Annotated in this window: 2 protein-coding genes; both read right to left on the bottom strand. The window is 64.6% G+C overall.

The features are described 5' to 3' along the window. Positions 1-108: 108 nt before the first annotated feature. Positions 109-11,094, bottom strand: a complete 10,986-nt coding sequence (locus tag ACP7EG_RS01370; RefSeq protein ID WP_426086115.1) for a YDG domain-containing protein — start codon at positions 11,092-11,094, stop codon at positions 109-111. 151 nt (positions 11,095-11,245) lie between these two features. Continuing rightward, positions 11,246-12,904, bottom strand: a complete 1,659-nt coding sequence (locus ACP7EG_RS01365) for a ShlB/FhaC/HecB family hemolysin secretion/activation protein (protein WP_426086114.1) — start codon at positions 12,902-12,904, stop codon at positions 11,246-11,248. Between the last annotated feature and the right edge of the window lie 59 nt (positions 12,905-12,963).

The following is a 12,963-nucleotide window of genomic DNA, read 5'->3' as shown; positions in this document are numbered from 1 at the left end:
GCGATTATAGGAGAGCACGGCGCCAGCAGGTGGCAGAAAAAAATGCCGCTTCGCGTATGTCACGAAGCGGCACTTCCACTGGCAAGCCCGGTTACGGTTAATGCACGCTTACTGGCTTTCGATGCTGGTGTTGCCAGCCGCCACAGGCAGTCGCAGGCCCGTATCGACCACACTCAGGCGCAAGCCCGGCAAGACATTGCTGTTCACCGATGCCGTCGTCAGCACCACCGGCGTGCTGCCCTGCTGCGGCTGACGGCCCTCCAGCGCCACCTGCACCGCGTCTTCCTTGCTGGTCACGGTTTCGCCTTTCGCCACGACATCGGCCTGCACCATATTGCCCTGCGAGGGCGCCACATTGACCGCCGCGATCACGCTGGCCACCGCGCTTTGCAGCGCTTCGGTCGGCTTGACGGTCAGCACACCCGGCGTGTAGGTCAACGCATAATTGGTCGACGTCTGGCCGGCAGCCGACACCAGATAGCGGCCCGATGGCGTAGCGATGCTGGCCGGCGTGCTGAACGCCAGATTGCCGCTGACCTCGTTCGCCAGCGTATCGTTGCCCAGCAAGCCCGTGTAGCTGGCCGTGAAGGCCGGATTGACAAAACCCTGGTCTTTCTCGGCATTGTCCACCTTCACCTCCAGGGCCGCCTGCGTAATGCTGGCCGTGGTGGTCGCCGTGGCGTTGACCGTGTAATTGCCGGCGTCCGTACCGCTGAGCGCAATGCCGTTCACCGTCACCGTTTTGTTGGCGCCGGCGTTCTTGTCGGCAAAGCTGGCGCCGCTGTTGCTGATGCTCAGCACGTCGCCGGCGATACGGTTGTCCGCCAGGGTCACGCTGGTGTTGGTGCTGGTGTCATACACGCGCGGCGCGGCACCCGTGGCGCGCACCAGCAGGCTGGCCGGCGTAATGCTGGCCGTCAAGCCGGTCGGATTGCTGACCGTATAGTTGCTGGCCAGGCCGCTGGCCGCGTCGACCAGGCTCGTGCCCGTCACCGTCACGGCTTTGCCATTGGCCGCGTTCTTGTCGGCAAACGTCGCCGTCTGGCCAGCCAAGCCCAGGGTTTCGCCCGCCACCAGGCCCGCCAGCACGCCACCGGACAATTGCGCCGCCGTATTGCCGTCGTAGACTTTATTGCCAGCCAACTGGCCCGTCAGCGTCAAGGCCTTGGCCATGATGCTGGCCGTCAAGCCGGTCGGGTCGCTAACCGTGTAGTTGCTGGCCAGGCCGCTGGCCGTGTCGAGCAGGCTCGTGCCCGTCACCGTCACGGCTTTGCCATTGGCCGCGTTCTTGTCGCTGAACACGGCAGTTTGACCCACAATGCCCAATGCCTCACCCGCCACCAGGCCGCTCAAGGCGCCACCGGACAGGCTGGCTTGTGCATTGCCGTCGTAGACTTTATTGCCAGCCACTTGGCCCGTCACCGTCAAGGCCTTGGCCGTGATGCTGGCCGTGAGGCCGGTCGGATTGCTGACCGTGTAGTTGCTGGCCAGGCCGCTGGCAGTATCGACCAAGGTCGTGCCGCTGACCGACACGGTTTTGCCATTGGCCGCGTTCTTGTCGGCAAACGTCGCCGTCTGGCCACCAATGCGCAGGCTTTCACCCGCCACCAGACCGCTCAGGGCGCCGCCGGACAGGCTGGCTTGTGCATTGCCGTCGTAGACTTTATTGCCAGCCAGTTGGCCCGTCACCGTCAAGGCCTTGGCCGTGATGCTGGCCGTGAGGCCGGTCGGGTCGCTAACCGTGTAGTTGCTGGCCAGGCCGCTGGCCGTATCGACCAGGCTTGTACCCGTCACCGTCACGGCTTTGCCATTGGCCGCGTTCTTGTCGCTGAACACGGCAGTTTGACCCGCAATGCCCAATGCCTCACCCGCCACCAGGCCGCTCAAGGCGCCACCGGACAATTGCGCCGCCGTATTGCCGTCATAGACTTTATTGCCAGCCAACTGGCCCGTCAGCGTCAAGGCCTTGGCCATGATGCTGGCCGTCAAGCCGGTCGGGTCGCTAACCGTGTAGTTGCTGGCCAGGCCGCTGGCCGTGTCGAGCAGGCTCGTGCCCGTCACCGTCACGGCTTTGCCATTGGCCGCGTTCTTGTCGCTGAACACGGCAGTTTGACCCACAATGCCCAATGCCTCACCCGCCACCAGGCCGCTCAAGGCGCCACCGGACAGGCTGGCTTGTGCATTGCCGTCGTAGACTTTACTGCCAGCCAACTGGCCCGTCAGCGTCAAGGCCTTGGCCGTGATGCTGGCCGTCAAGCCGGTCGGGTTGCTGACCGTATAGTTGCTGGCCAGACCGGTGATGGTGTCGACCAGGGTCGTGCCCGTCACCGTCACGGCTTTGCCATTGGCCGCGTTCTTGTCGGCAAAGCTTGCTGTCTGGCCAGCCAAGCCCAGGGTTTCGCCCGCCACCAGGCCGCTCAGGGCGCCGCCGGACAGGCTGGCTTCTGCATTGCCGTCGTAGACTTTATTGCCAGCCAGCTGGCCGGCTACCGTCAAGGCTTTCGGCGTGATGCTGGCCGTCAAGCCGCTCGGGTCGCTGACCGTGTAGTTGCTGGCCAGGCCGCTGGCCGTATCGACCAGGCTCGTGCCCGTCACCGTCACAGCTTTGCCATTGGCCGCGTTCTTGTCGGCAAACGTCGCCGTCTGGCCAGCCAAGCCCAGGCTTTCGCCCGCCACCAGGCCCGCCAGCACGCCACCGGACAATTGCGCCGCCGTATTGCCGTCGTAGACTTTATTGCCAGCCAGCTGGCCCGTCAGCGTCAAGGCCTTGGCCGTGATGCTGGCCGTCAAGCCGGTCGGGTTGCTGACCGTGTAATTGCTGGCCAGGCCGCCGTTGCTGCCGTTGGACAAGGTCCCGCCGGTGACGCTGACGGCCTTGCCGCTGCCGGCATTCTTGTCCGAAAATGCACCGGCCAGGTCCGCCAGGCCGACCGTTTCAGAGCCCACCAGGCCGTTCAGGGTGCCGCCCGTGATAGTGGCGCCCTCCGCTCCGTCATAGGTTTTGTCGGCCGCCAGTGCGCCGGTGACGGTCAGCACTTTTTGCGTGATGGAACCAGTCACATTGCTCGGATTGCTGACCGTGTAATTGCTGGCCCGGCCCGTGCCGTCAAGCAGGCTGATGCCCGACACCGTCACGGCCTTGCCGTTGCCGGCGTTCTTGTCGCCAAACACGCCGCTGCCGCCCGAGACCACCAGCGTCTCGCCCGTTACCAGGCCGCTCAAACTGCCGCCGGCCAGGGTCGCGGCCGTGGTGCCGTCATAGGCGCGCGTGCCCGCCGTCATGCCCGATACCGTCAGCGCTTTCGGCGTGATACTGGCGATCAGGCCGCTCGGGTTGCTGATCGTGTAGTTGGCCGCCAGGCCGCCGTTGCCGCCGTTAACCAGGGTCGAACCGGTCGCCGTCACCGTCTTGCCGGTGCCGGCGTCCTTGGTATCGAAGGTGGCGCTCAAGCCCGTCACGCCCAGGGTTTCCATACCGACCAGGCCACTGATCGAGCCGCCCGACAAGGTCGCCTTGGTGCTGCCGTCATAGATCTTGTTGACGGCCGACATGCCGGTAATCGTCAGCGCTTTAGGCGTGATGCTGCCGGTGCCGGTCGCGGTGCTGCTCGCCAGCGTGTAGTTGGCCGCGTCAAGGCCGCCCAGTGTCAGGGAAGAGATCGTCACGGCCTTGCCGGTGCCGGCGTTCTTGTCGCTGAACGCGGCCTTGGTGGCGCCGATGGCCAGGCTGTCGCCGCTCACCATGCCATTGAAAGTGGCCGTGGCCGTAGCGAAGGTGACGGAAGTACCACCGTCATAGACCTTGCTGTCGGCCACGACATTGGTCACCGAGCTGATGGTGGCCTGGTTGATATTGGCCGTCACGTCAGTCGGGTTGCCGACCGTGTAGTTGCTGGCCAGCCCGGTGCCATCGCTGATCTGCGCGCCGCTGACAATGACGGCTTTGCCGGTGCCGGCGTTCTTGTCGCCGAAGGCGCCCGACAGGCCGGACAGGCCCAGGGTTTCGCCACCGACCAGGCCGTTCAAGCTGCCGCCGGTCACGCTTGCCTTGGTCGTGCCGTCATAGACCTTGTTGGCGGCCGCCACGCCGGTGACGCTCAAAGCTTTTTGCGCGATGCTGGCCGCAAGACCGCTGACAGGGCCGACCGAGTAATTGCTGGCCAGGCCGCCATTGCTGCCGTTGGACAAGGTGCCGCCGGTGATGCTGACGGCCTTGCCGCTGCCTGCGTCCTTGTCCGCAAACGCACCGGCCAGGCTCGCCAGGCCTACCGTTTCCGAACCGACAAAGCCGCTCAGGCTGCCGCCCGTGATGCTCGCATCGAGCGCGCCGTCATAGGTTTTGTCGGCCGCCAGCGCGCCGGTGACGCTCAACGCTTTTTGCGTGATGGAACCCGTCACATTGGTCGGATTGCTGACCGTGTAGTTGCTGGCCAGGCCCGTGCCGTCAAGCAGGCTGACGCCCGACACCGTCACCGCCTTGCCGTTGCCGGCGTTCTTGTTGCCAAACACGCCGCTGCCGCCCGAGACCACCAGCGTCTCGCCCGTTACCAGGCCCGTCAAACTGCCACCGGCCAGGGTCGCGGCCGTGGTGCCGTCATACACACGCGTACCGGCCGTCATGCCCGATACCGTCAACGCTTTCGGCGTGATATTGGCCGTGAAGCCGGTCGGGTTGGCCATCGTGTAGTTGCTGGCCAGGCCGCCGTTGCCGCCGTTGACCAGGGTCGTGCCGGTGGCCGTGACAGCCTTGCCGGTGCCGGCGTTCTTGTCATTGAAGGTGACGCTCAAGCCCGTCACGCCCAGGGTTTCCGAGCCGACCAGGCCGCTGATCGAGCCGCCCGTCACGCTGGCCTTGGTGTTGCCGTCATAGATCTTGTTGACGGCCGACATGCCGGTAATCGTCAGCGCCTTCGGCGTGATGGCGCCGGTGCCGCTGCCGGTGGTGTTGGTCAGGTTGTAGTTGACCGCGTCAAGGCCTCCCAGGGCGATGCCGCTGACGGCCACCGTCTTGCCGTTGCCGGCGTTCTTGTCGGCGAACGTGGCGCTGGTGGCGCTGATCGACAGGCTGTCGCCGCCCACCATGCCGTTGAAGGTGGCGCCGGTGGCGCTGACGGTGGCCTTGGTGTTGGCGTCGTAGACCTTGTTGTCGGCGACGATATTGCTGATGGTGCTGATGGTGGCCTTGGTGATATTGGCCGTCAAACCGGTCGAACCGGTGACCGTGTAGTTGGACGCCAGGCCGCCATTGGCGCCGCCCGTCAAGGCCGCGCCACTGACGGTCACCGCTTTCGTGGTGCCGACATTCTTGTCGGCAAACAGGCCCGTCATGCTGGTCAGCGTCAGGGTTTCCTTGCCGACCAGGCCGTCCAGGCTGCCGCCGCTGATGATTGCCACCGTGCTGCCATCGTAGACCCGGTCGGCGGCTGTTGCACCGATCACCGTCAATGCCTTCCGGGTGATGCTGGCGGTGGCCGTGGCGCTGGCATTGGTGAGGTTATAGTTGGCCAGGTCGTTGCCCGTCAGCGTGATGCCGGAGATATTGACAGTCTTGCCGGTGCCCGCATTCTGGTCGCTGAAGGCGCCGCTGGCGCTGGACAAGGCCAGATCGTCGCCAACCACCATGCCGGTGATGACGGCCTTGCCGCCAATCACGGCGGCAGTGCTGCCATCGTAGGTCTTGTCGCTGGCGCTCAAGCCGCTGACGCTGGAAATACTTGCCTTGGTGACGTTGCCGGTCACACTGGTCGGATTGCTGACCGTGTAATTGCTGGCCAGGCCGCCGGCATTATCGGCCAGCGTGGCGCCGGTGACGGTGACGGCCTTGCCGCTGCCGGCATTCTTGGTGGCATAGGCGCCGCTCAAGCCGGACAGCGTCAATGTTTCGCCGCTGACCAGACCATCGAGCACGCCGCCCGCCAGGGTCGCGGCAGTGGTGCCATCATAGACGCGGGTTACCGCGCTGGCACCGGTGACCGTCAGCGCCTTCGGCGTGATATTGCCGGTGACGCCGGTCGCGTTGCTGACCGTATAGTTGCTGGCCAAGCCGGTGCCGTCGGCCAGCGTGGCGCCGGTCACCGTCACGGCCTTGCCGTTGCCCGCGTCCTTGTCGTTGAATGCGCCGCTCTGGCCAGACAGGCTCAGGGTTTCGCCGATCACCAGGCCATTCAGGGTGCCGCCCGAAATGGTCGCCTTGGTGTTGCCGTCATAGCCCTTGCTGGCGACGCTCACGCCGCTGACCGTCAGCGCCTTTTGCGCGATATCAGCCTTCAGGCCCGTCACGCTGGCGAGCGTGTAGTTGCTGGCCAGGCCGCCATTGCTGCCGTCGCTCAAGCTGCCACCGGTGACCGTCACGGCTATGCCATTGCCGGCGTTCTGGTCGGCAAAGCTGCCCGACAGCGTGCCCAGGCCGACCGTTTCGCCGTTGATCATGCCGCCCAGGGTGCCGCCCGTAATTGCGGCCGCCTTGGTGCCGTCGTAAGTCTTGTTGCCTGCCGTCACGCCGGTCAACGTCAGGGTTTTGGGCGTGATGCTGGCCAACACGGTGGTATCGACCAGCGTGTAGTTGGACGCCAGGCCGCCGCCGCTGCCATTGCCCAGGGTGGTACGGACGGTGACTACCTTGTTATTGCCGGCGTTCTTGTCAGCAAACGCGGCGGTAGAGCCTGATATCAGTCCTTCGCCGCTCACATAGCCGGTGATGCTGCCCTTGTTGATGGCGGCCGTCTCGTTGCCGTCGTACTCTTTATTATCCACCGCCAGGTTAGTCCAGCTCAAGGCCTTGGGTGTGATGGTGCCGGTAACGCTGGTCGGCGCATCGAGCGTGTAGTTGCTGGCCAGGCCGGTGCCATCGGATAGCGTGCCCAGCGTGACCGTCACCGCTTGGGTGCCGGCGTTCTTGCCGGCGAATTCGCCGCTCGTGGCGCCCAGGTTCAGCGTTTCGCTGCCGACCAGGCCAGTCAGGGAGCCGCCGGTCAGCGTGGCGGCGGTGCCGCCGTTATATTGCCGGGTGGTGGCGGCCAGGCCGGACAAGGTCAGCGCTTTCGGCGTGATGGTGCCGGTCATACCGGTGGCAGTGACGGTATAGTTGCCACCGGCGCTGCCGGTGGTGATCGCCGTGACGGCTTTGCCGGTACCCGCATCCTTGGTATCGAAGGTCCCCGTGTTGAACGTGAGGTTGCCGCTGTCCTGCGACAGTACGCCGGACAGCGAGCCGCCGGAGAGCGTGGCGGCCGTGGTGCCGTCATAGACGCGCGTTTCCACCGTGGCGCCGCTCAGGGTCGCGGCGCGCTTGTCGATAGTCAGGGTGGCGGCATTGGCACTGATGGCATAACCGCGCTGGCCGGAATACAGGCCGCCGGCCGTGATGGCGTAGGTGCCGGCGTTGACCGCGCTGCCCGCCGCGCCATAGTTCAGCGAACCGGATAGCGTGGCATTCGGGTACGAATAAGTGTAGCCCGGCGCCGTCCAGTTGCTGGTGCCGTCATAGGTCTTGCTGGCGTTCGAGGCAAACGTCACCTGCAGCGGCGTCATGAAGGCGCGCAGCAAGGGATAAGTATTCGTGTCGTAGACGATCCACGTGCTGGACAGGTCCCACGACGCCCCGCTGTAGGTGGCCAGCGATTTCATTTGCGCGGTGCTCAAGCCGGTGCCGGTGGCACTGGTGGCCTGGCCCGTGGTGGTGGTGTCCCAGACATTGCCGGTGGCGGTGCCGCCACTATTTGCGCCGACCAGGCCGCCCACGTTGAGGATGCCTGAGACGGCGCCGGTGGCGTAGTTATTGCTCAAGGTGCCGGAGTTCAGGCCGACCAGGCCGCCTACATCGGTCCCGCCGCTCACCGTGCCGGAGGCATAGCTGTTGCTGACAGTGCCACTATTGCTGCCGACCAGGCCGCCGACGTCGGTCGAGCCGGTCACGCTCGCGGTGCTGTAATTGCCGCTGACAATGCCGGCATTGTTGCCAACCAGCGCGCCGGTGTTATCCCTGCCGGTGATGCTGCCGCCTTCCAGGCCGACATTGCGCACAATCGCCGTGCTCGACGTGGCGCCGAACAGGCCGGCGTAATCCGTGCTTGGACGGTTGACAACCAGGCCGGAAATGACATGGCCGGCGCCATCGAAAGTGCCGGTGAACCGGCTGGTGCCGCTGGTGCCCACCGGCACGAAGGTCCCGCCATTCCAGACGTCGCTGCCGGTGCCGGTGCTGGCGGCGTTGATATCCTGCTTCAGCGTGTAATTGCCGGCCAGGTCCATCGCCATCAATTGCAATTGATGCGCCGATTTGATCGTGGTGCTGTACTCGGAAGACAACATCGGTCCGGTGGCGCCTGTCGCGTTGCCCGCGCCGTTGAGCGTGCCGTCGGTATTGACCATGACCCAGTTATTGCCCGACTGGCCGGTGCTGGTCGTAAAGGTGAACGCGCCGAAGTTCGCCCCAGTTTGCATTTGCGTCGCTGTCAGGCCGCTGACAGCAGTGACGGGGGTGGTGTTGGTGCTGCTGTTGACGCCGAGGGCCGCCATCGAGTTCAGCGTCGTATTGAAATAGCCGCCGTTGATCGAGCTGGTGCCGCCCAGGTTCCCGACCACCCCGCCCGGCGTACCGGTGCCGCCGCTGATCAAGCTCACCACGCCGGAAGAATACACATTGGTGATCGTGCCGCTGGCCGGGCTCGAACCCACCACGCCGCCTGTCGCGACCGTGCCGCTGACGGCGCCGGTGGCATAACTGTTGGCGATGGTGCCCCGGTTTTCGCCGACCAGGCCACCGTATGCGCGAACGGTGCCGGTCGTAGCCGCGGCCGTCACCGATCCGGTCGAGTAACTATTGGTGATGGTACCCTTCAACATATTGCTACCAGCTACGCCGCCGACTTGCCCAGCGCCGGCGATGGCGCCGGTGTTATAGCTGTTGGTGATAAGGCCTATGCCGGAGTTGGTGCCATTGACGGGGGTGATGCCGCCCGCGCCGGTACCGGCAGTCACGGCGCCGGTGTTGAAACTGTCGGTGATGCTGCCCAGGTTGGTGCCGACGAGGCCGCCGGCAGCGGCTTTATTCGAGGTCACCGTGCCGCTGTTATAACTGTTGCTGATGTTGCTGCCGCCGACGGCTTTGCCGACCAGCCCACCGAGAGCGCTGGGGCTATTTGTCGTCACCAGTAGCGCGGCGTTGTTGTAGCTATTGCTGATGGTGCCGGAATTTTTCCCGACCAGGCCGCCCAGCGCCACGATACCGGGGCTGGTCAGGGTACCGCTGCCGACATAGGCATTATTGATGGTGCCGCCATAATTGAAGCCGACCAGCGCCCCCACATTGCCGTAGCTGCCGCTCGCCACGTTGGACGTGATCGCGACCCCAAGCAGGCCGATATTGCGCACATTCGCCGCAGAGTTGATCGTGCCGAACAAGCCGACAGAGCTGTTGCTGGTGGTGGTGCCGCTGCTCAAGCCGGTGATGACATGGCCCAGGCCGTCGAACTGGCCGGTGAATGGCACGGTGGTGGTGCCGATCGGCGTGAAGCGGTTGGCGCCCCAGACCGCCGTGTTCGCCGTGCCGCTGGCATCGATATTGGCGCCCAGCACGAAGTTGCCGGACAACGCATTTTTCAAGCCCTGCAAGTCGGTGCCGCTGGTGCTGGTGGCCGCACCCAGGCTGTTGATCACCATGTAGGTCGTCGCCGTCACCGTATCGCTGCCCAGCTTGGTGCTGAAGTTCAGCCCCGATGGCAGATCCACTTCCGCCTTGACATTGTAGGTGGATAGATTGCCGGAGGCGACGCCACTCTGGCCATATTCCAGTGCTAGGCTGGCCGTGCCGGAGCCGCGCAGCGGCTGGTTGATATTGATATTGTTTTGCGCCGTCATCTTCAGCTGGTTGGCCGACCATGAAATCGTGTCGTTGACGTTGATGTTGCCCAGCGTGCCGCTGCCGCCCGAGATGCTCTGAATCTGGACACTGGTGCTCTTGAGCGCATTGGTATAAAACGCGCCAGTCTGGTCGCCGCCGGTCGCCGCGATGGTGTAGTCGGTCGGATCGATCAGCCAGGTGCCGGTCAGGCCGTGGCTGGATGCCGTCGTGACCTTCAACGCATCGTCGATCTTCACGTGCGCGGCCGAGGTGTCGATAAAGCCACCCTTGCCGCCGGTTGGCGCGCTGGCGTCCAGCGTGCCGCCCGCGTTCACCGTGCCGGTCTGCATGTCACCCAGCAACTTGATCGTGCCGCCGCGTGTGTCGATGGTGTGCGCCTCGATCACGCCCGTGCTGTTGACGACGGTTTTCAGCAAGTCGCCGGCCGCCTGCGCCGTCAATACCACGCTGCCGCCATCGGCCCGGATCATGCCGCCATTGTTGACCAAAGCGCCCACGGCGCCCGCGTTGACGGCGACATTGAGCAAGCCGTCGCCCGCCACATCGAGCGTGATGGCGCGGCCCGCCGCCAGGGCCACCGAGCCCAGGCGTGCCTGGATCGTGCCCTCGTTCGACACGTTCGCGCCCAGCAAGGCCACATAGCCGCCCGGCGCGCTGATGCTGCCCTGGTTCAGCACCTTGCCGGTACCGTTGCCGGAAAATTGGTACTTGCCCGACATGAAATCGCTATTCGAAATATCCAGGGTCGAGGCCACCAGGCCCGCCGTGTTGACGGACGCGCCCTGGCCGAACAGCACACCGTTCGGGTTGACGATAAACACCTTGCCGTTGGCCGACAAGTTGCCGAGGATGGTCGTGCCATCGCTGCCCAGCACGCGGTTCAAGGCCACCGCATTGCTGTTCGGCTGCACGAATTGCACGGACTCGCCCTTGTTGATATTGAAGTTGGCCCAGTTGATCACCGCGTTCTGGCTGCCCTGCCGGATCACCGTGGCGCCCGGCGCGCCGTTGATCGTTGCCTGCCCCGCCACCACCGTGCCACCCGCCGGCCCCGCCAGCGCCAGACTGCCGTAGCCCAGCATCAGCGCCGCCGCCATGCTGGTCAAGGCGAAATGCGTCCCGCCCCCGCTGCATCCTGGCATCGAGCGCTTGCCGGCGGATTTGACGTTTTCGGAAACGGCGGCGTAGGCGCCCGTGGCCTGGTTCCAGATGGAGCGGTAGATGCGGTTCATGGCGGTGTCCTGGTGGTCTTGATTTATTTGCTCATTTACTTACAACATCTAAAAAACCGTAGCGAGCGGATGTGAGTTGCGGCTGAGAAGCGCAGCTGTGCGCACGCACAGTGAGCATCGCAAGCCGCAAATCGCGACGCGCAGTAGGTTTTTAGAAGTACTTGACGGCTTGCAGCCAGAAACGGCCTGCGGAGTCCGGTGCGGAGGTCGCCTTGGCATTGCCCAGCTTGTGTGCGTAATACGCTTTCAGGACGAGCGCATTGGCGCCCGTCCACGTCACGCCCAAGCCGGCGCCGCTCAGGGTGCGGCGGTTCTCGCCAGCGCTCCAGGCGTCGCGGTTCAGCTTGACGCTGCCCGTGTCGGCAAAGGCCAGCACCTGCAGCTGACCGGGCAAGGCCGTGAAGGCAGTGAGGTTCTGGCGCAGTTCCAGGTTCAGCACGTAACCCTGGTCGCCATACGCCTCGCCACCCGGATAGGCGCGCACGCCGCCCATGCCGCCGATGCCCATCTTTTCAGAGACGTCGAGATTTTTCGACGCCGCCTGGCCGCTGAGGGTGCCAAACAAGCTCGTCTCGCCGCCCAGGCTTTGCAGGCGCGCCGCATTGAAAGCGAGCTTGTGGAAGCTGCCGTGGGTGTCCACCGTCAGCCTGTCGATCATGCGCGCCTCCGGCGTCTCGATGTCGATCTTGCCCGTGGTGTAAGTGATGGAATACGTGCTCACGCCACCGCCGCCCCAGCCATCCTTGGCGTCGCCGTTCAGGTTCAGCATCCACACCCTGGCCGTCTTGTCGTTGACCGTGCCCGTCGATTCCGTGCGATCCTGGAAGGTCTTGTCGTCGTAGCTGACTTGCGCATACAGGTTGCTGCTGCGCGAGCGGATCAGCGGATAACTGCCATACGCACTGGCGATCTTCGCCGTGCCCTTGGCGTCGAGCACGGCAAATTCCTTGCCCAGCTTGTAATCCATATACGTGTAGGCGCCGCCCAGGCGCAGCAAACCGGCCTGCCCCTGATACGCCAGGCGGCCGTAGTTCAAGCCGTCGGCCGAGGTAAACGCGCGCACGCTGGCCACGTCGCCGATGCCGGCCAGTTCATTGATGTTCAGGGTGGCGCCGATGCGGTTGCGGCCCGTGTAGCGGTTGCCCTGGTTATCGACGTCGATGCTGCCGTTGAAACGCGATCCCGGCTGCACCTCGACGATGAGGTCGGACGCGCCCAGGGACGCACCCGGCGCCAGGGTCGAGCTGACCTGCAAGCCCGGCAAGTCCGACAGCAACAGCAAGCGCCGCTCCAGCGGCGGCGTGGAAATCACTTGCCCGTCGAGACCGGCCAATATCGTGCCAGCCAGGCCGTCCGACAAATTGCTCTGGTTGCGCAGCTGCACTTGCCCATACTGGCCCGGCAGCACGGTGATTTGCACCACGCCATCCTGGATGTCTTGCGCGGGCAGATACGCCTGCGCGAGGAAATAGCCACGGTTCTGGTAATAGCTGGCAATTTTTGACGCCATGACGCGCAGCTCGCCCAGGGTCAGCTCGCTGCCCGGCACGAAACCCGTGCTGGCGATCAGTTCGCTTTCAGGAAACACGGGCGGCGCCGCGATCTGCAAGCGCTGCACCGTGATGCGGGTGGTATCGCCCAGCGTGGTGGCCGGTACATTGCCCTGCTGCACGCGGATGGCCGGCGGCGCTTTCGGCAACTGGGGCGCGACGGGAATCTGCTGCAGCTGGCTGCCTGCGCTGGGGGGATCGACAGCGTATGCGTTCTGGATCAACAGCAGCAAGGTCAGGGGCAGGAGTTTGGTGCGCAAAAGAATCCTCTCGATTACGATAGGCGGGGCAATGAAATTGCCATATAGACATATATATT

The sequence above is a fragment of the Janthinobacterium sp. PSPC1-1 genome (genome assembly GCF_049897625.1).
Taxonomy (GTDB): domain Bacteria; phylum Pseudomonadota; class Gammaproteobacteria; order Burkholderiales; family Burkholderiaceae_D; genus Janthinobacterium; species Janthinobacterium tructae.
Note: the sequence above shows the minus strand (reverse complement) of the source record. Positions and strands in the feature narration are given on the sequence as shown.